The sequence below is a fragment of the Proteinivorax tanatarense genome (assembly GCF_040267685.1).
Taxonomy (GTDB): domain Bacteria; phylum Bacillota; class Proteinivoracia; order Proteinivoracales; family Proteinivoracaceae; genus Proteinivorax; species Proteinivorax tanatarense.
This window is the reverse complement of record NZ_CP158367.1, coordinates 390,444-410,548: the sequence shown is the minus strand read 5'-3', so window position 1 is coordinate 410,548 and position 20,105 is coordinate 390,444. Positions and strand designations below refer to the sequence as shown.

The 20,105-nt window shown below is 35.6% G+C and carries 16 protein-coding genes and 2 riboswitches; of the genes, 2 read left to right on the top strand and 14 right to left on the bottom strand.

Annotation, left to right across the window (positions count from 1 at the left end; translation table 11 throughout):
- Positions 1-26 precede the first annotated feature (26 nt).
- Both PRVXT_RS02075 and PRVXT_RS02070 read right to left on the bottom strand, forming a co-directional pair.
- On the bottom strand, positions 27-620 hold the full coding sequence (locus PRVXT_RS02075; protein WP_350344045.1) for an SLC13 family permease: 594 nt from the start codon (positions 618-620) through the stop codon (positions 27-29).
- The gene (locus PRVXT_RS02070; protein WP_350344044.1) at positions 571-1,365 is read right to left on the bottom strand and encodes a Na+/H+ antiporter NhaC family protein; all 795 of its coding nucleotides are present in this window, start codon (positions 1,363-1,365) and stop codon (positions 571-573) included. The genes PRVXT_RS02075 and PRVXT_RS02070 overlap by 50 nt, the downstream gene beginning before the upstream one ends.
- Positions 1,366-1,701: 336 nt before the next feature.
- Positions 1,702-1,806, bottom strand: a riboswitch (SAM riboswitch).
- A 74-nt stretch (positions 1,807-1,880) separates the two neighbouring features.
- A riboswitch (SAM riboswitch) is annotated at positions 1,881-1,969 on the bottom strand.
- Positions 1,970-2,373: 404 nt separating this feature from the next.
- Here PRVXT_RS02070 and PRVXT_RS02065 point away from each other — a divergent pair.
- Together PRVXT_RS02065 and PRVXT_RS02060 are read left to right on the top strand one after the other, a co-directional pair.
- Positions 2,374-2,535 carry a hypothetical protein gene (locus PRVXT_RS02065; RefSeq protein ID WP_350344043.1) on the top strand — a complete coding sequence of 54 codons (162 nt, stop codon included), beginning with the start codon at positions 2,374-2,376 and terminating at the stop codon, positions 2,533-2,535.
- 20 nt (positions 2,536-2,555) lie between these two features.
- On the top strand, positions 2,556-3,419 hold the full coding sequence (locus PRVXT_RS02060; RefSeq protein WP_350344042.1) for an NAD(P)/FAD-dependent oxidoreductase: 864 nt from the start codon (positions 2,556-2,558) through the stop codon (positions 3,417-3,419).
- Positions 3,420-3,455: 36 nt separating this feature from the next.
- On the opposite strand, the gene PRVXT_RS02055 is transcribed toward PRVXT_RS02060, so the two are convergent.
- The 12 genes from PRVXT_RS02055 to PRVXT_RS02000 all read right to left on the bottom strand — a co-directional run bounded on the left by PRVXT_RS02055 (position 3,456) and on the right by PRVXT_RS02000 (position 19,997).
- Positions 3,456-3,959 (bottom strand): nitroreductase family protein, encoded by a 504-nt coding sequence (locus PRVXT_RS02055; RefSeq protein WP_350344041.1) that lies wholly within the window; start codon positions 3,957-3,959, stop codon positions 3,456-3,458.
- Positions 3,960-4,083: 124 nt separating this feature from the next.
- On the bottom strand, positions 4,084-4,341 hold the full coding sequence (locus PRVXT_RS02050) for a DUF1294 domain-containing protein (RefSeq protein WP_350344040.1): 258 nt from the start codon (positions 4,339-4,341) through the stop codon (positions 4,084-4,086).
- A 211-nt stretch (positions 4,342-4,552) separates the two neighbouring features.
- Positions 4,553-4,861 carry a hypothetical protein gene (locus tag PRVXT_RS02045; RefSeq protein ID WP_350344039.1) on the bottom strand — a complete coding sequence of 103 codons (309 nt, stop codon included), beginning with the start codon at positions 4,859-4,861 and terminating at the stop codon, positions 4,553-4,555.
- Between the two features lie 19 nt (positions 4,862-4,880).
- Positions 4,881-6,650: a DEAD/DEAH box helicase family protein gene (locus tag PRVXT_RS02040; RefSeq protein WP_350344038.1), complete on the bottom strand. Its 1,770-nt coding sequence runs from the start codon at positions 6,648-6,650 to the stop codon at positions 4,881-4,883.
- Positions 6,651-6,675: 25 nt separating this feature from the next.
- Positions 6,676-7,806: a restriction endonuclease subunit S gene (locus PRVXT_RS02035; protein ID WP_350344037.1), complete on the bottom strand. Its 1,131-nt coding sequence runs from the start codon at positions 7,804-7,806 to the stop codon at positions 6,676-6,678.
- Between the two features lie 2 nt (positions 7,807-7,808).
- The gene (locus tag PRVXT_RS02030) at positions 7,809-9,260 is read right to left on the bottom strand and encodes a type I restriction-modification system subunit M (RefSeq protein WP_350344036.1); all 1,452 of its coding nucleotides are present in this window, start codon (positions 9,258-9,260) and stop codon (positions 7,809-7,811) included.
- Positions 9,261-9,519: 259 nt separating this feature from the next.
- Positions 9,520-13,965: a hypothetical protein gene (locus PRVXT_RS02025; protein ID WP_350344035.1), complete on the bottom strand. Its 4,446-nt coding sequence runs from the start codon at positions 13,963-13,965 to the stop codon at positions 9,520-9,522.
- Positions 13,934-14,698, bottom strand: coding sequence for a DUF6063 family protein (locus PRVXT_RS02020; protein ID WP_350344034.1), 765 nt, complete (start codon positions 14,696-14,698; stop codon positions 13,934-13,936). Before PRVXT_RS02020 ends, PRVXT_RS02025 begins: the two co-directional genes overlap by 32 nt.
- Positions 14,688-16,202 (bottom strand): replicative DNA helicase, encoded by a 1,515-nt coding sequence (locus tag PRVXT_RS02015; protein WP_350344033.1) that lies wholly within the window; start codon positions 16,200-16,202, stop codon positions 14,688-14,690. Before PRVXT_RS02015 ends, PRVXT_RS02020 begins: the two co-directional genes overlap by 11 nt.
- Positions 16,193-17,230, bottom strand: coding sequence for a Wadjet anti-phage system protein JetD domain-containing protein (locus tag PRVXT_RS02010; RefSeq protein WP_350344032.1), 1,038 nt, complete (start codon positions 17,228-17,230; stop codon positions 16,193-16,195). Before PRVXT_RS02010 ends, PRVXT_RS02015 begins: the two co-directional genes overlap by 10 nt.
- Positions 17,231-18,186: 956 nt before the next feature.
- Positions 18,187-18,375 carry a hypothetical protein gene (locus PRVXT_RS02005; RefSeq protein WP_350344031.1) on the bottom strand — a complete coding sequence of 63 codons (189 nt, stop codon included), beginning with the start codon at positions 18,373-18,375 and terminating at the stop codon, positions 18,187-18,189.
- A 320-nt stretch (positions 18,376-18,695) separates the two neighbouring features.
- A complete protein-coding gene (locus PRVXT_RS02000; protein ID WP_350344030.1) occupies positions 18,696-19,997 on the bottom strand; it encodes an SEC-C metal-binding domain-containing protein in 1,302 nt (433 codons plus the stop codon).
- Positions 19,998-20,105 lie beyond the last annotated feature (108 nt).

Here is a 20,105-nt window from a genome sequence, read left to right as displayed (position 1 = left end):
AAACTTAGGTTTTCTGTAAAAATACTTTAAGCTACGTCTTTTTCTTTTTTATCCCAGTCCCAAGGTTCTTTGTTAATTAAACCATTTGCATAAGGAATGTAAATTGAAATTATAGCTGCTACCGCTAAAAACATTTGATACCATAATAACGGTATAATATTTAATGGAGAAACCTGTCCTCCAGAGAGTGTGCCAATAAGCAACATCTGCGCACCATAAGGTATTGCTCCCTGGATGACGCATGAAAAAATATCTAGCATTGCAGCACTTCTTCTAGGATCAACCTTATATTTATTACTAATTTCTTTAACAATAGGACCATTTATTATTATAGCTACAGTGTTATTAGCAACAGCAGCATCTGTTAATGAAACTAAAGCTGCTGTTCCTAACTCTGCAGATTTAGTTCCTTTAATAAGTTTTTGGATCTTATCCAGCAAAAATTGTACTCCCCCGGCTTTGGTTACCATAGCTGCCAGTCCGCCTGTAAACATGGATAGCAAAAAAATCTCAAACATTCCACTAAAACCTTGATAAGTTTGCTGCGCAAATGAAAGTATAGATAACTGATTATAAAAAATTCCTATAACTCCTGAAATAAAAATACCACCAGTTAACACAACAAAAACATTCATTCCAGATGTAAGGAATTACTTTTATTAAGTTATACTCATATGTTTCCATCTCTACAACTCTCTCTGGGTTTCCAAAGAAAATTAATAGTACAATTGTTAGCAGAGCCGCTGGCATGACTATCAACAAGTTAACTCTAAATTTATCCTTCATAGCAACACCTTGAGTTCGTGTAGCTGCAATGGTTGTATCAGAAATTATTGATAAGTTATCGCCACACATACAACCACCTAGCACTGCGGCTAAGGTAAGGGCTAAGTCAGTACCAGCTGCGTTAGCAACTCCCACTGCAATGGGACCCACTGCTGCAATAGAACCCATAGATGATCCAGTTGCCACAGAAACAAAAGCAGCAATTATAAATAACCCCGCAGTTACATACTGTGCCGGCACATAAGTTAACCCTAAGTTTACAGTAGATTCAATGCCTCCCATAGCTTCGGTAACCGCAGCAAAACCACCTGCTAGCAGATAAATAATACACATAGTAATAATATCTTCATTGCCACAACCTTTTACAAAGTCGTTAATTTTCTCTTTAATAGTCCCTTTAAACACAATAAAAGCCGATATAACACCACATAAAGCAGCTATAGGTGCTGGAAATTCATAAAATGCCATATCCACACCTTGAACTTCTAAAATAATCCCAGCACCCAAAAATACTGTTACAAAAATTAAAAACGGTAACAATGCCCATCCATTAGATTTATGATTCTTATTTTCTCCCATTTAATCATCTCCCATTGCAATAATAGTCCTCTTTGTCAAGAGTGCTAAGTTAATCCAAACTTCTTAACAGTTTTTATAATTTTTGTTTCTATTAAAACTTTGTAAAGCTATTTGCCTACATGGTGAACCTGTTTTTACCTGACTATATGTTTGTTTTATCAGCTCCTTTCAATTTTTTTACATCAACTCATTAATACCAAGGCTTGTTAGCTAATTGACATTAATTAATCATGACTGTTTTAAATTTTTTACTACAATACTTATCCACATGCTTAAAGCATAAAAAAACACTTCTCAATGATAAGAAGTGTTTTAGAATCCTAAGATACTATTTCCTTCTTATCTTTCAGCTTTAAAGCTGTAGGATTTAGCACATTTCCAGTTTTAACTGGCTGTTGCCGGGTTTCATAGGGCCGATCCCTCCACCTCTCTTGATAAGAAATATTAAGTTTTTCTAAATACAAAAAATCCTTCCTAACATCATGTAGGAAGGATTTTTATAACAAAGTAATCCGTTCTTATCGATGTTAGCAGAACCACCTTATTATAAAATAGGTTGGCATAGGTTCAACGAGCTAACTCTCTCCCCTATTCTTGATAAGCTATTTTAGTTTAAACTATGTTAACACTTATTTAAAAGGATGTCAAACACTTGAGGAAAAATTTCTATTCCTAAACAAGAGTATAATAAATCCCATACATAAAGTGGCACCTTTTACACAAATTATTCAAAGTGACAGCTTACATTTCTTAATTTTGAATGATAATATATTTTTAAAAAACTTCTCTTATATTATAGTGGTTGTAATTATTTAAATAATAATATATACTATCCATATACCCCTGTAGGGTATTAATTTAATAAAATAGGAGGTTCGAAAAATGATTAATGTTACAACGGCAGCTGCTGACTATTTAATAAAGGAACTTAACAGCCAAAAAATAAACCCTGGGGATGTTTATATAAGGTTATCTATGGCACCAGGATGAGGTGGCCCCCAATTACAGGTGACTCTGGAAGAGTCTCAAAAAGAAAATGATGAAAAAGTAGTTAAACATGACATTACTTTTTTATTAAGTAAAAAGCAAAGCATTTATTTTCAAAACAAAACACTAGATTTTTCTAAAGGTATATTTGGAAAAGGAAAATTTAAATTAAAAAATATTTAGGATAAAGGGGTGTGGTCATTATGTCAGTTAGGTATGACATTGCTATAGTGGGGAGCGGCCCTGCCGGATTATCTGCTGCATTAAATGCTAAAATAAGAGGAAAAAATTTTATTATTTTCGGTTCCGATGATTTAAGTAATAAGTTAATTAAAGCTAAGCAAATAGATAATTACTTGGGGTTCCCAAATGTCAGTGGGATAGAGTTAAAAAATAGTTTCTCTAGTCACTTAAAAAAAATGAATATTAGTATTTTTAACGAGAAAATTAACAACATCTACGCTATGGGGGATTACTATGCTTTAATGGCCAATGATAAGGTATATGAAGCATCATCTATTATCCTAGCTTCAGGTGTTAACTTTGGCAAGCCCTTTAAAGGCGAAGAGGAGTGGTTAGGCAAAGGAGTGGGTTACTGCGCAACTTGTGACGCTGCACTGTATAAAGGAAAGGTTGTGGCGGTTATTGCCCAAAATAAAAAGGATGAGTCAGAGGCAAATTTTCTTTCCACTGTAGCCTCTAAAGTTTATTACATCCCCATGTATAAGGAAGAAATAGCCGTAAATAAAGACATAGAAGTAATCAAAGATATCCCGCTAAAAATAACAGGCACTAAAAAAGCCGATAAGTTAGTGTTAAAAAACACCACTCTTGATATAGATGGAGTTTTTATACTACGTGATAGTATATCACCAGCTCATCTTGTCCCAGGCTTAAGCGTAAAAAATAACCATGTTGAAGTTGATAAAAATATGAAAACTAATCTCGATGGTTGTTTTGCTGCTGGGGATATTGTAGGCCAACCCTATCAATACATTAAAGCTGCAGGCGAAGGGAATATAGCAGCATTATCTGCGTGTTCATATTTAGATAAAGGGAGCAAATAAGTTCATTAAAAATAGCTGGCCAGAAGGCCAGCTATTTTATTGCCATTTATTCTGATGTACTCGTTCCTCTAAATATCTATCGTTTATACCTTTATGCTCGTCAGGATACCCCATAGGAATTAAGGCAAAAGGGACAATATCTTTTGGTATGTCTAAAAGCTCCCTAAAATCTTTCTCAAACTGCTCATTAGGGTGTACCCCTACCCAAACAGTTCCTAAACCTTTCTCTACAGCTTCAACTAAAATGTTTTGTGTGGCTGCGGCACAATCTTGTGGCCAAAAACCTTTAATTTTTTCATTAGAGGGTTGTGCGCAAACCAAAATGGCCACAGGACTTTCTTTAACCATTTGTGCGTAATTATGAAATTTAGGAATTTGATCTAATATCTGCCTGTCATCAATTACTATAAAGTGCCATGGTTTACTGTTACATGCAGAAGGTGCACACATCCCCGCCTTTAAAACTTGTTTGATTAAGGTGTTTTCTACCGGCTTGTTTTTGAACTTTCGAATGCTTCTTCTTTCAAATAATGAATTCAAACTTAGCCCTCCTTATGGATTATCTTTCTTAGACGATTGCAAAATGACTTTCCATGTGTTTTTGCAATGCTTTTATTTATCATACTATCAAAAAGATCTATTTTTTCCAAACCAAGTTAAAGCTTTAAAAGTAAACAAATAAAAAAAACTGCACCAAAATTATTAAAGGTATACCATACTTAAATGTGATATGTTTTGTTTTATGTCTAAATGCATGTAACCCTATATAAATGCCAAAACTTCCCCCAGCTAGAGCAATTACTAAAAAAGTTTTTTCTTTTGTACGCCACTTTCCCTTGATAGCCCTATTTTTATCAATTTTCATAGCTAGTAAGCCAACGACATTCATCAAAAATAAATAGATAACAAGATATGTTTGCATTATGACCCTTCTCCCAAAATAAATTTTAAAACAAAAACATATAATTATTTCCCTAGCAATATTCGACAGGTATCTAAAAAATACCTTGTCACTTTTTGAGCTCAAACTATTTAAAGTTTTACAAAGGGGGTAACTAAAAGAAAAACCTATCGTGAAATCAATGCTTATTTTCCAAGTTAGGTTTTTATTTTGCATCAATCACAGTGGCTTTTTAGCTGCTGAATATTAGTTTGAAAACTAGCTGTTCCCCGCTTTTTAAGATTTCAGGGATATCTACACCAGTATCTAGCATATCAACAGATACTGCTATTTGTGGCATCTTATCTTTTGTGCCAAAGTTGTCCATTGTACTGTCCACATACTTGATACCGTTATATACAGGTTTAGTAAAATTGCCGTTATACTCAGGGTATAGAATGTTAAACCGCTTTATAATAAAATCGGCATGCTTTTTGTTTTTAGCAAAGATAATAGTTTTTCCTAATTTATCTCCACCTTCTACCTTTAAACCTTTTTCCATCAACTCTTGAAGCACTCTATCAACGGGTATCGCTGTTAAATAAAAAGGAGTTTAACTCTTCTCCACTTATCTCCCGGACTCCATCTTCAAAGGTTTCTTCAAATTCTTCCTTTTCTTTCTCTGATAAATCATCGTAATGAACACCTTTTTCCATAAACTTCATTTTGGTCTCTATAGTATGATAAGGAACTAAATATTCATCATCTATAGCTTCATCAAGTTCGTAGGCGTAGGTGGGCACATTGTTTTCTAGCTCAAATATTTCATATGTGTTTTTATCTATATCATCCCTAGGTGTTGCGGTAAGTCCTAAAAGAATTCCGTCAAAATAGTTGAAAATAGCCTGATATTTTTTATATATACTCCGGTGGCTTTCATCTATGATAATGAGGTCAAAATGGCCTCTTGTATAAAGCTTTTCACCGCTGTTACTTTTGACATCGTCTATGGCATTCATCATGGTTGGATAAGTAGAAAATACCATCCTACTTCCTGGATTATCTTTTCCGTCTAATAAGTTACACAAAGATAGTTCCGGTAGTAAGTAACCAAAGTTTTTCTTGGCTTGCTTTACAAGGGCTGTTCTGTCTGCTAAAAATAAGGCGTTTTTTACCCATCCTTTACGGATTAAAATTTCAACTATAGATATAGCGGTACGAGTTTTTCCTGAACCAGTAGCCATTACCAGCAGCGCCTTTCGATTACCTCTATCAACGGCATCACAGACAGCATTTATAGCCATTTTTTGATAAGGTCTATTGGTAATTTCGTCTTTAATTTCAGGATTTTTTAAAGACTGCTTATGCTGCCTCTTAAAAATCATCCACTCTAGCTCTTCTTTTGTATAAAGACCTGAAACCATTCGCTCTGGATAGGCTTTATCATCCCATAAGTAGTACTCAAAGCCGTTGGTGTAAAAGATAATCGGTCTAACACCGTATTGCTTCTCTAAGCAGTTGGCGTAGTTTTCTGCCTGTACTTGTCCAATTTTAGGATCTACGCTGGTTTTTTTAGCTTCCACCAAAGCTAGGGGTTTTCCATCATCACTATATAGGACATAATCTATATAGCCTTTTCCCGTGCTATTTGGCATGCCGGAAACTTCAACTTCCTCTAAACAGTCATTCCCAAAAACCCAGTTGTTTAATTCAAGCTCTAAATCAATATACATCTTGCGTGTTTTAAACTCTGAGATTTCATCAACATTGAAATCTCTATTTCTTCTATTTTTCTCCCGCTTTTCGGCGTTTTGTTTTCTAAGTTGTTGGTTTTCTTTTATAATCTCTTCAAGTTTTTTATCCTTTTCACCTAGACGTTGATATAAATCCTCAAGCTCTTTTCTGCTCTTTTTCTGATTTTGGTTATCTCCTAAAATGCTTTCGTCAAAGGAGACTTCGTTAAACTCATCAGAATAACAATAATCTATCCAGGATATAAACTCAAAAAGATTGCGAAGAGATAGCACTGCCTGCTCCCTAGTTATAGGTGTTGACGAGTGGACCGCTTTGTTACCCAATTTTTGAATAAATTTAAGCATGGGAAACAGCTGGCTGTCTATGATGCTTTTAAATTTAAAATCATGTATTAAGGCACTAAGCTTATCATCATAGGGTACAGTTAACTCCTCATCAAAACTATACAACCATTTCACCGAAAGTTCTAGCGCCCGCCTTGATAGTATAGCTGTTGTTGCATAAGAAACTACCAAACTTTTTTCCGCCTCTATACAAGCTTGACTAAAAGAGCTATACTTTTCTTCTTTTTTAAGAAACTCAAAATTAAAGCACATACATCCTCCCCCTATTTTTTAGCTATTAATTAGATAGAAGTTCACCTGAAAAGGCTCCGCTTATTAAACTGTTATAATTGTTTTCCATATGCAACAAAGATTTCCTCATCATTTCTCTTTGCAGGTCAATTTTTTTAATAATTTCTGCGAATTTATGTTGCAGTTGTAGAGGTGGAACCGGAATCTGTAATTCTTCTAATTGCTTTTTATTGATAGCTTCTCTGGTAGCCCCACCAGAGGTTGCTAATTTCAACAAATGCTGCTGGTAGCTACTATTTATTAATGAATAGTTTAAAAAGCAACTGTCTATTTTTTTCAACACAGGTCTAAGCAAGGCTACATGTTGATTAACTCTAGCTGGTAAAACTTCAATAGGTACAGTACATGATCTAGCTACTGAGGCCCCTGTAATATTTATTAGTACATCTCCCGGCTCAATAATAACATTTTTTAGTTTTTCAGCTTGGTTTTCATCGATAAATGCTAAATCATTATACTTAAAATAACCGTTATGGACGTTCATGCTTCTGATTAAGCTTATACCTTCTTTTTTATAGCTAGACTTCCCACCTCGCGGAGTAGCACCTGAACCAATTTTTGTACATAGATTTTTTAAAACTTCTTTATCCCACCCCATGGGATTACTAACCGGGTCATTAAACATGTCATGATAAAAAGATTGGACTAAATCATCTAAGAGGCTTATTTGTTCTTTTCTTGTATCTATAACAGTTTGAGCTTTATCTAGCACTTCCACTATTTTCTGTTGCACTTGCAAGGAGGGCAGAGGAAATTCTGCTTCTGTTAAGTTCTTCAATTTAATGTACTTTATTACTCCTCCTATTGATGAACTTCTTAACTTATCAACATATTTGCTCATAAAGTAGTATAGAAATCTAACATTTAATATTTCATCATTCTTAGACTGAATAATATACGTCCTTTGGTATGCATCAAATTTCCCGTTATAGTACTTAACATTTAAGTCTCCATTTCCTGCAACTAATACACACTCGCAGTCATAAGAATAGGAGTTGATTTTTAATGTGCCAGCGGAACATGTAAAAAAGGGATATATGCCATCTTCATCGCTAGCGTTTGCATTTAGCTTCCCAGTAGTTATTTTTACATAATCACCTAATCTTCTAAACTCCATTTTCACACCATCCTCTCGATATCACTCAAACTATCAAGAATCTGCTGCTCTAGTTTTCTTATTTTATCTATAATTACTTTTGGCGTTTCATATTCTATTTTTTCGTATTCAATTTCTTTATAACTATTAATAGACAAGTCATAATCATTTTTAGCAATCTCGGCTTTATCAACTAAAAATGATTGCTCCGTTCTTTTTCTGTCTTTTTCATCTTCTCTATGGTGAAATCTTTCTATGATATCTTTTATATCACTTTCCTCTATAGGCTGTCTTTTATCATCAAGAGAAAACCCGTCTGCTTTCATATCATAAAACCAAACTTTATCGGTGCCACCTGCCCCTGTCTTAGTAAATAGTAATATGGCAGTAGACACTCCAGCATAAGGCTTAAATACACCGCTAGGCATAGATATAACCCCATGTAAATGTTGGTTTTCCACAATTTCTTTTCTTATGGATTTATGGGCTGTTGAACTTCCAAAGAGAACACCATCAGGCACAATAGACGCACAACGCCCACCCTTTTTCAAAATTCGAATAAAAAGAGACAAAAACAGTAGTTCTGTTTTTTTGGTTTTTGTTATTTTAAGAAGCTCGTTAGATACACCTTCATAGTCTAACGACCCTTTAAATGGCGGATTAGCAAGCACTAAGGTGTATTGTTCTTTATCTTTATTAACCTCAGCTAACGAGTCCCTATATTCAATGTTTGGTTTTTCAACCCCGTGTAGCATCATGTTCATGGCGCCTATTCTCAACATCGTCCTATCCATGTCATTGCCGTAGAACATAGTTCTATTATAATGCTCTTTTAGCTCTTTTACGGAAAAAAGATCTTCATTATTTTCTTGTAAATACTCGCCAGCTGCTACCAAAAAACCAGCTGAACCAGCTGCGGGGTCGATAATAATATCTGTTGGTGTAGGCTGCATTAGCTCCACCATCATTTTAATTATATGTCTCGGAGTTCTAAATTGTCCGTTTGTACCTGCTGTGGCCACCTTAGAAAGCAAATACTCGTATAAATCTCCGTTAGCATCTCTATCATCTAAAGGTAAAGAATCGATGTTTGTGACAATTTTTTCTAACATTTGCGAAGTAGGAATCATAAAAATTGCATCATTCATGTATTGAGCAAAGGCAGATTTTTTATTACTATCCATATTCTTAATAAATGGAAATACCTGTTTAACTACCACCTCATACATAGCGTCGGCAGGCAGCTGTTTAAAGTTTTTCCATCTTAACCCCTGTTGATCTTCATTAAAAATTTTTTCCGGCTCTATGCCTAAAATTTCAGCGTTTTGCTCTAAGTCTGTTTGCTTATCGTCTAAACCTTTCATAAATAATAAGTAAGTAAATTGTTCAATTACAGTCAGAGGGTTTGTAATCCCCCCTGACCAAAATATTTCCCATATCTTATCTACTTTAGTTCTTAAGTCTCCTGTAACCATCTTGTCCTCCTCATAACTAGTATTATAATTGCTATAATTTCTCCTTCTATTATAGCAACTATTATAATCCTTTCATACACTAATTTCGTTTTCAATCTTAGCTACCTTTGTAATATTTCCCATATCTTTATAAGCCTTTTATGCTTTATTTATTCTGTTACTATTTTAAAACAATAATAAAGGAACAACTCCTTAGTTAGCAAGAGTTGATCCTTTATTATTGTTTTTTATGGAAAAATCATTTATTAACAACCTAGACCTAGTCAATTAACTGGTCAAACAAGCTAATCTGCTTCTTTTCCTCCAATCTATTTAAAGCGTCTGGGTCTTTATCTTGGAAAAAGGCGTGATGTATTTCCTTTTCTTTGTCTATAATCAATTTGTCATTACTTTCTGCCTCTCTTAGCCTCAGGCTATATACTATCGGAAAATAGTTTCTAATAAAGCTGCCTTCGCTGTGGGCGGTTAACGCTATGACTTGAAAACCTAGTTTCTCCGCGATAAAAAATACCGGGTCTAACACGTGGTCGCTGGAAGCTTTGCCAAATGGGTTATCCACTATCACAGTGCGATTGGCTTTGTTTTTAGTGATTAGCCCCTGCCGCTTTTCAGCTAAATAGTTTAATACCCCTAAAAACAGCGTCATGTTCTTGCTCCATTTTTCCCCTCCCGACCATTGGTTGGAGCTTTGCCAGCTGGAAAGTCTAGAGCTTATAGCATTGTCGTTGGTTACTTTTCGACAGTTCACCTTTATTTTTTCATCCTTTAAGATAACCGATAACAGCTGCTTGGCATCTAACCACTTTTCAATGTCTTTGCGAATCAGTGTGTGGTTGTCACTTCCATCATCTTCTTTATACCTATCGCTATCAAGCTGATCAATCATCCAGTTTATATGTTTTCTAACCGCTTCTTTTCCTTCTTGAATAGTCCACTGAGGTATTACAAACTGAAAGACTTCCTTCCACTTATCACCAATTTTAATTCTAGTCTTTTTAGGAATAACTTTAAGCTCCTCTGTCAAGGTTTGCAAGTAGGTTGCTAAATATTCAATAAACTGTTTTAAGTCTTTGTCATGCTCTCTTATGTCGTCCTCCCATATTCGAATGCTGTTTGAAATACTCTTTTCCATTTTTGTTTGCCAATCCAAAACCAGCGGAAAACTATCCTTTTGCGAGACCCCAGCTTCTGTCAATTTTCTTCGCTTTGGATCGTTAATCTCTTCTGCACAAAATCTTAGAAAGCTTTGCTTTTTCCTAGTTAGCTGTTCTTGGGCTGCAGTTAAGGTTTGTTGCAGATCCCTTAGTTTTTCTAAGCAGGTATTGATTATCTCTTCCCGTTTATAAGGCAGGTTTCTTAATGTACCCTCCTCTAGCTCTACAGTGGAAACTGTTTTGCCCAAAAACTGAAATTTGCCATTTTCTATTTCCATATCTCTAATCAGCTTTTCTAACTGCCGATTTTGAGCTTTTAACTTGTCTATCTCCTCTTTATTATCTTGTTTACTTGTATGCAATTCTGTCTTTTCTCTATCAATACTTTCTTTAACCTCAGAAAGTGGCATTGTAAAGGTTACCTTCTTGCTATACAGCTCATAGAATTGCCTTTCATAAACATCATACTGACTTTGTAGCTTTTCGTATTCTTTTTGGAGAATTGTAAGCTTCTTATTCTCAAATTCTAAAATAGGGTTAAGCTCTTTTTCTTTTTGATAAAGAGCATCTAAGTGTTCTTCACCGTATACCTCAAAAACCACCTCTTCATCAATAGGGTAACGGCATTTGTCTCTTTTTCTTTTTAAACCGTTTTGATGCCCCTTTAACATTTTCGTCGCTTCATTTATCTTGTCCTGATAATGTTTTATCTCCCCTTGTCTATCATGGAGCTGGTCGTACAAACTTTCCCGTTGTTTAACTAAGGCCTCTTTGCTGAAGTCTCCTAAGATAGGGTAAAGCGGCTGCACTTCATCATAATACCTATCTTTGGTTAGCTCCAACTTGCGACGGTGAAGGTCTTTGCCCTTCTCCTTTTTATCCCAGATATTTTCTTCCAGCTGTTTTATGCTTTTTTTCGTCACCGCTAGCTTAGCTACAATTTCTTTTTGAGCCAACTCCTTTTGCTCCACCGCAGACTTTATAGCCTTTATTTCTTTTTCCTTAGCGATTATTTCCATCGCTAATTTAACCCAATTATTTAGCACATTTATTTCATCTTTGTTGCTGCTAATAATATCTGTTAAGTTTTTTACTTCTAGGTCTATCTGTTGTAGGCGACTTTCGCTATTTTCAATCTGCTCCTTTGTTTTTGCAATAGATTCCTTAAACTGTACTAATTTCGTTTGTAACTCCTTGTAATAGTCATAGGAGTAGCTATCAAAAAATTTGCGCAAATTCATTAAAATTGCGCTGCAATTGCTTATCTGCTGCTCCTTTTCTTTCCTTTTATTTGTTGTTAACTGCAACTCATTTTCTATTTGATGCTTCCAATTTTCAAATTTTTGTTGGTTAACGTTTTCCTGCCACAGCTTAGGCAAAAAAATCAATTCGTTGTTACTTTTTTCCCCTTTGATTAGGCTAAATGCCTCTTTTTGACCTAGCACTATAACAGGATAAGTTATCTTATCAGCGATTATCTTTAACTTTTCCTGCAAAATATCCATCTCTTTGTCTTCTACCACAATGGAAACAGGCCAATATGGGTAGTCTTCTAGCAACTGGCTTTCCTGCTGTCCAGAGGCTTTGGCAGCTCGTTGTATGTAGGTTACTCCTGTTTCGATATAATCAAACTCTCTTTTCCAGCTATCCACCCATTGCTCCAGCTTAGGCTGTGGAGTAAAGTGTTTGCTATGTCCGTAATCGTCTTTTGACCTGCCAACCACCCGCTCTTTTAGCAAAGCGTCTTCCTTCTCATTTAAAAGCCGCTCTACCTTATCTTCAAAGAAGTTACAAATAGAGCTTTCTTTGGTATAAATAGAGTCAATATTGTGCCACCCATCATTATACTGCACAATTTGATCCATAAGCGCTTTTTGTTCTTTTGCTATATCATCAAGTTTTTGTTGCAAAGTAGCAATTTGGGTATTTAAGTTTTCTTTTTCTTTTCTCTGCTTGGACAGATCCAAGTCAAGCTGACTTTTCTCATGTTGGAGATTTTTTATATTATTGCTGTGCTTTACATTTTTCTCCTCTAACTCACCTACTTTGTTGTTCCACTGATATAACTTGCTGTTAATATCCTCTTTAGGTGAGAGGTTGTGAAGATTGCTTCTTTTTTCCTGAATATCCTTTTTTGTTGTACTCAGCTGTCCTCTTTTTTCATTTATTTCTTTTAGCAACTGCTGGTTTTGCTCGTTTAGATTCTCCCACACTTCTTCTTCATTTTTATGTCGATTCTCCATAAGCTTTTGCTGTCTGTTTATCTCTACTATATCTTGGTCTAAGCGCTTTTCTACATTTACGTAATATCCCTTTAACTTCTTGCCATTTTCCTCAAGACTTGTTCGGATTTCCTTAATATCTACTTTTGCCTCTAGCTGTTTAAGCTGCTGACTTGTGTCTTTTATAACTTCCTGTTGCAACTTTATTTTGCCTTTTAAGTCAGCTATCTCCAAGTTTTCAATTTCATTTTCTACTTTTTGATATTCATCGTTTACTTTACTAAACTCTTTTTGCTGCTGCTCAAGTTTTTGTTGAGCATGGTCTAATCCCTGCTCAAACTTTGCTAAATCATAAGACTTTTCCTTTCTTTGTACTTCTTTATATAGCTCCTCTAACTCTTCTGCCTCTTTGATTGCAGCTTCAATGTCTTTGCCTATATCCTCTTTTTCCTTTTCTAAGTACTGAAATAACGCTTTTGTATGCTGTTTTTCAGCGTTTAAGCTAGCTACAACATCATCATATCCTTTATACACCTGAACATAATCCTCAATTTTCAACTGTATCTTTTTGCTTTCCTCTATCTTATCCTTTAGCCGTCTATGTTCTTTAAACCTTTCTCGCTGCTCCTCAAAGGTTTTTACAAAGCTTTTGCTTCCTCCAGTGGAAATAGCATCTTCCACCACAGGAATCAGCAGCCGATCTACAAGCTGGGTTGTTGTTTTACAATTTTCAAAGTAACCTTCCACTCCACCTTCAGCGCTGTTAATCCGAGCTATACTACGCCACTCTTGGGGAATAATTTTATAGTTTTGCTCTAAATAGTCATGATACTCTTTTATGGTTTTAAAGGTTTTTGCATTCATGCTTCGCTTTTGCATCTGCTGATGATAATCGCTAATTTCACCCTTATCAGCAGGTCTTTTCCCGCCGTCGATGGTGTCTTGCACAAAAGGAATGGTTTCGATGTTATGTTTGTCCTCGTAGTCATACTCATAAGTATAGCGATAAGAATCTAGCTTGTTATTGTGCAAATATAGAGTCACGGCGGTTAGCAAATAGGTTCGAGGGGAATCATTTAAAATCCATTCGATAGCTATGTGGCAGGGGTTCCCTTCCAGCAGCAGCGTATCCTTTATCTTCCGTTCCTCTAAATCATGGTGTGGCAGAATCGCTTGGAGTACCGTTTGCACTAGCACAGTTTTCCCCCCGCCATTTTCTAGTAAGATAGCGCCGTTATATCCATCAAATAAAAATATATCATCATTAAACCGCTTGCCGCCGTTTTCATATACTACGTTAGTTAAGCGAATCTTGGATATCGATGGCATCTTCATCCTCCCTTTCTTCCTCAAGACCATATATAAAATCTAAAATCCCTCTGTTAAAATCATATTCCATGTAGTACCTTTGCACAATTATCTTGGCCTTTTGAGTAAGCTCTATTTCATCATTTCCTAAGTCGTTAATTAGTTCTTGCTTTTCTAAAAACCTTTTAGTTATGTATAAAGAGCTTAGCCTACTGGCGACATTAGCCTGCTGCTTTTTTACATGCTCCTTTAAATCATCTAACGCTTCCCATTTTTCTATAATATCTATCCAATTATACTGATACTTCTTTTCTAGCTCCTTTAGCTTTTCTGTACCATGTTCCTTTATGGAAAAAATTCTTTGGTTTAACTGACTTAGCCACTCTTCCATAGTGATAAAATCTCTGGTGGGGTTCATAGATTGATAACCGTCATAAAACTCTCCAAAAAGAACAATAGTTGCTACATACATCAAATAAATATCTGAATTTTTAGCGCTCGTAGGCAGATAGTCCTTTTTTATGGTTTCATTGCTTATATGAAACATCGAAGAACTTGCCTTGGGAATCATGTAAATCAAATCCCCCGCCACAACTAAAACACAATCAACCTGATCGACGAATTGGTCCACCAGCCCCCGGACGTTATCATCTGCCAAGTACTGTTTTAAATCCTCTTCATCTGCCACAGAACCTGCAGCAAGCTTAGAATATATTTTAAAAGCTTTAGTCACCTGATTGTTATCATAACCCAAAATTTCTCTCCTCCAATCTTATGGCCATATCCTGCATTTTAAATCTATCCCTGACAATTATTAGTTTTTTAGGAATTTCCCGTACACTTAAGCGTTGGTAGCGAGTTTTAAGTAGTGCTATTACCTCTTTAAGCATCTTTTCTTTTTCATATGAATTGTTATCTAAAGCTAACGGCGACTTTTGGTGCAACATTATAAAAAAGTGGGCAAAAAGGGGCTGGCTTAAGATATTTTCATAATTGTTTTTATCCATGTAATCCACCACTTTAGCTAAGGTTATTTCATTTTCTCCGTCCATAGCCTTTAGCACTATCTCACCTATAAATCTGAGGTTTTGCTGCTGCGCTTTTAACTCTTTTTGCCGCTCATCCTCAGCTTTCATGTTCATAAACTCCGAGCTTTTATTTTCCTGCTCTCGATTTGTAATCCGCTGGGGCGCAAAAACAGACAAAGGGGACCACGTTTTGTTATGCTGAAGATATAAAAAAGGTTTGGCCAAGGTTTTGCTGCTTTCTAGCGGCAAGGGCGAGGAAAACATCCGAGAAACTAATTCCTGTTTAAAGTTAAATGAGTCAACCCCTACATAGTACAGTGATTCCTGGGCTGACTGCAAAGTGGTTGTTTTAAGCTCCACACTTTTTTGCAAAAGTACCGTATGAAAGGAGTGAACTTGCTCTAACTCCTGCTGAATTTTAACCATAAACTTATAGGCCCTTTCATCCTTTTCATTTTTTATTTCATAAAATAAGGTATCTCTTGCCTCTTTTACAAAACCCTTTAACTCCTCAAATTCATCACTTTCCCGAGTTAATCTATTGTTGATATCCTCAACAAGCTCTTTGTATCTTTTATAGGTCTTTTCATCTAGGATGTTCCGCTGCACTTCCTGCTTAATTTTAACAATACGCTCCTCCAGACTTTCCACCGCTATCCGCATTTCGTCAATTTGCCTTAAAGCGCTGACAAACTCTCCCTTTTCCAGCTGCTTTCTTAAAAGCAATTGACTTATAGACAGCTGAAATTCGCTAAAGTACTCTTTTGTAGCAAATATAAGCTCTAAGCCATCATCGTCCAATTTATAATATTGTTTGTTAGTCTTTATATCAGATCTGCCCGCCTGCAAAATAGAGTATTCCACCGTTTGCTGCTGTCTGTCCTGCCAATTATAAAAGCTTCTACTATTTCTTGTTCCCCGGGGCGGACGAAAAATTTCAATAATCTCTCGGGCTATTTTCTCAAAGCCTTCTTTATCTAAATCTATCTCACCATCATTTACCTTATAAAAGAAATCAGCAAGCTCATCACTTCCTGTTTTATTATTGCGAATAAGCATGTTTTCAAAAAAGAACAGCAAAGTTAAAATCCCTAGACCAAAAAAGTCTATCTCCTTTTGAGAGTTATCCTTTCTTTTTTTGCTTTGCAGCTTATAAAGGCAGTCAAAAAGAGCAATCCTCTGCACCCGCTCTCTATAATTTTCGGTGATGGTTTTTATGTCTAAATCCATTGCATTTCCTCCATAACCTTAGCTATTTCATCCCTACCTAACCCCTCTTGAGGGTAATAGTAGCCGCCTGCTAGTAGTTTTTTTATCTTTTCAGCTTCATTTTCGTTAAAGTGTTTTGTAAATTTTTCTAAAGCCTCTTTGTTCCTTTTTTGATTTTTCTTGCCGCTGGTAGCTGGTTTTGTCAAAAGCATCTGGTAAAAGCCGGCTGCAGGTAGCACCTTCTGCTTTTCAAAAACCCCACTCCATATAGATAGCCCTTCCCAATCTAAATCGCCAAAATAATAAAACCTATGGCCCTTATCTGGCAGGGATAGTTGTTTTTGTAAAAGGTTAATATTACCTATTATCTTCCAACCACTTCCATATATTAGCGAAGTTAAAAAGCTTTCTTCCATAAAGTGCTGAAAATCATAAAAAGTGGCTTTGTTTTCAACAATCAAATGAATATATGGTGAGGTGAAGTTTTTGGGATTTACAGCAACCATTAAAGGATCGGCGTTGTAGGCAATTCTTAATTTATCGTAAACTGCTATCCGGTTAAGTAAGCTTTTGCCCCCTTTAAAATCAATCCACTTTTCATCCCCTGTTATTTGGTAAGAACGCTCTGCAGCAGATGCCTCCTTGTGTGGGACACCGCTATATCTTAAATAGTTATCCACCAGCTTAATAAAAGGCAGATCCTTTTGCCACTGACTTTCAGAGCTAGAAAAGTAATAACTTAAATCAATTAGAGGATGACTGGAAAGCTTAAATTTTTGAATATCATCTACAAGCTGGTCTTTAAAAGCTAATTTGTTAATTCTATATGTATTGTAAAGGGGTATTTTCTTGTTGTTGGTGTTGTGAGATTTAACCGGCTTTAACAAACCTTTCTGCTCTAAAGACTGAATAACATGAGTAAACTCATTGTAGGACACATCACCGCTAAACAACCCCTGAAGTTCATTAAGTTTAACCGTAGTCTTTTTACTAGATTTTAAATGCGATATAATTTTTTCTCGCATAAATAATTCCTTATCTTGCCCCATTGTATACACCTCCAACCAAAAAATACAACCTTCACTAACTAAATTCGGCAACAATTAGTAAATTCCTTTAGATATTTAATTTATCTATACTCTTTTCATTTATCTATAATAACATGGTGAGCCTTCAGCTTAATTAAAACTCTTCCTAATAAAAATGAGACGAAGTTTTAACACTTAAATGCTTTCCCCCATACACCGTCGTAGCAGGTAATTCATTGCCTGCGGATATTAGAGGCACATAGACGCCCCCCTTTAAACATGACAGCCTCACAGAGTTCTTTACACAACGGAGAATGAATTCCCCTCTACGGAAGATTTTTTCTTATATCCTCTTATACCTCGGGAAACTGAATTATACTTACATAGGTTTGTCCAACACACAATCGTAGCTCGGCAAACAGTTGCCCTAAAATCTTCCCCTACACCGTCGTAGCAGGTAATTCATTGCCTGCGAATATTAGAGACACATAGACGGTCCCTTTAAACATGGCAGCCCTCTCAAAATTCTTTACACAACGGGGAATGAATTCCCCTCTACGGGGGATTTTTTCTTATATCCTCTTATAGGGAAACTGAATTATCCTTCATAAATTTATCCAACACACTATTGTAGCCGGGAAACAGTTACACTAAATGCTTCCCCCATACACCACCGTAGCAGGTAATTCATTGCCTGCGAATATTAGAGACACATAGACGGTCCCTTTAAACATGGCAGCCTCTCAAAATTCTTTACACAACGGGGAATGAATTCCCCTCTACGGGGGATTTTTTCTTATATCCTCTTATAGGGAAACTGAATTATCCTTCATAAATTTATCCAACACACTATTGTAGCCGGGAAACAGTTACACTAAATGCTTCCCCCATACACCACCGTAGCAGGTAATTCATTGCCTGCGGATATTAGAGACACATAGACGACTCCTTTAAACATGGCAGCCTCTCAAAATTCTTTACACAACGGAGAATGAATTCCCCTCTACGGGGGATTTTTCTCTATATCCTCTTATATCTCGGGAAACTGAATTATCCTTCATAAATTTATCCAACACACTATCGTAGCCCGGAAAAACAGTTACACTAAATGCTCCCCCATACACCACCGTAGCAGGTAATTCATTGCCTGCGGATATTAGAGGCACATAGACGCCCCCCTTTAAACATTACAGCCTCTCAAAATTCTTTACACAACGGGGAATGAATTCCCCTCTACGGGGGATTTTTCTCTATATCTTCTTATATCTCGGGAAACTGAATTATCCTTCATAAATTTATCCAACACACTATCGTAGCCCGGAAAAACAGTTACACTAAATGCTCCCCCATACACCACCGTAGAAAGTTAAAGACAAAGGCAGTTACCGCCTTTGTCTTTAACTAAATAATAATTTTATGTATTCTACAGCTTTTAAACCTTTAATATTTATTAACCTTCTAAACCCTTCATTCCTATAATAAACGCTTACTTTCCACAACAGTTTTTGTATTTTTTGTTGCTGCCACATGGACAGGGTTTATTTCTACTAACCTTTGGATCATCTTTGGTGTTATCCACTACTAATCTTAACCCTGGCTTTATCTCTGTTTTTTGTTGGCTTTCTTCTTTTTCGTTTATTTCACTTGGCTTATACCCTTTTAACCCCCATTGCCTTGTATCATATTCAAGCTGAACTACTAGTCTTGTTAATTTTTTAAATATCTCTGAATTAGGAATTTCTAATTCAAATTGAAGATTGTTAACTATCTTTGCAGCATCTTGTGAATTTTTAATATTTATAATAATCTCTTCTACAATATATTTAGCTTGTACTTCATATAAATCTTCATAATTTTTGACAAAAAAATCTATTAGGCTTTTAACTGTCTGAGATTGCGCACTATTTAAAAGTTCAGTATTAGTGATTTCTTTGGATGTATATGGGTAGAAATCAAAGTTGTTAGATTGTTGTAGCTTTAGAGTATGCTCCGGCTTATAAACTAACATATGATAAAATATAAGCTCAGACATTACATTGCTCTCAAACTGTCCATAAAACTCTTCTGCAATTAAAATTATTCTAATTAACTCTTTAAAATCTTTATCATCAATCTCCCCGTACTCTTGAACAAGTCTGAAAAAATCTTCGGACTTTAAAGCGCCATAGTTAAACATAATCCCGTGAACTACTTCAACCCACCTAGTATTTCTTTTTATCATATTTTTTATAGTTTCTTTGCGAGAGATTTCCCTAAATCTTGTAGCTATTTCTTCAGGCATAACCATAACTGGCTCACCATCTGGTTTTAAATAAACAAAAGCCATCCCAAGCCGCTGAAAAAAAGTATAATCGCCCTCTATTTCTGACACTAACACTTCTTTTTTTGACATTTTTATCAAAAGTTCATACTGGTTTTTGTCAAAATAACTTATTAGCTCTTCTATTGAATATGGAATTTTAACCACTAAAGCTTCTATCAAATCCTCTTTGTTATACTTGCTCAGACCTTTAATGTCTAAGCTTCTTCTTATTTCTGTAAGTTCCTCTTTTTTTAAGGTAGACAAAAACTTTTCTAAAGTATAAGGCGGGCTAATTTCTATTTTATTCTTAACACCATCAGCCACCTCAATGCTTCTTTTTAATAAATCATTAAACTGTTTTTTTGTAAGCCCCTGTATTTTGTGAGCCATCCTTTCTAAAGCTTTTTGTTCTTTTTCACTCATATCGTCACTTAAATTCTCCAACACTTCTATTTCTTCTTTAGTTAATAATTTATCATTTTTCACTATACTTCCCCCTGTAAACTTTGAGCATAAGTTTATATTAATGTATTCACTTCGACATCTTTCGCAATTATCCCTTCTAAAAGTATCCTATTTAATATAGGTTTTCCC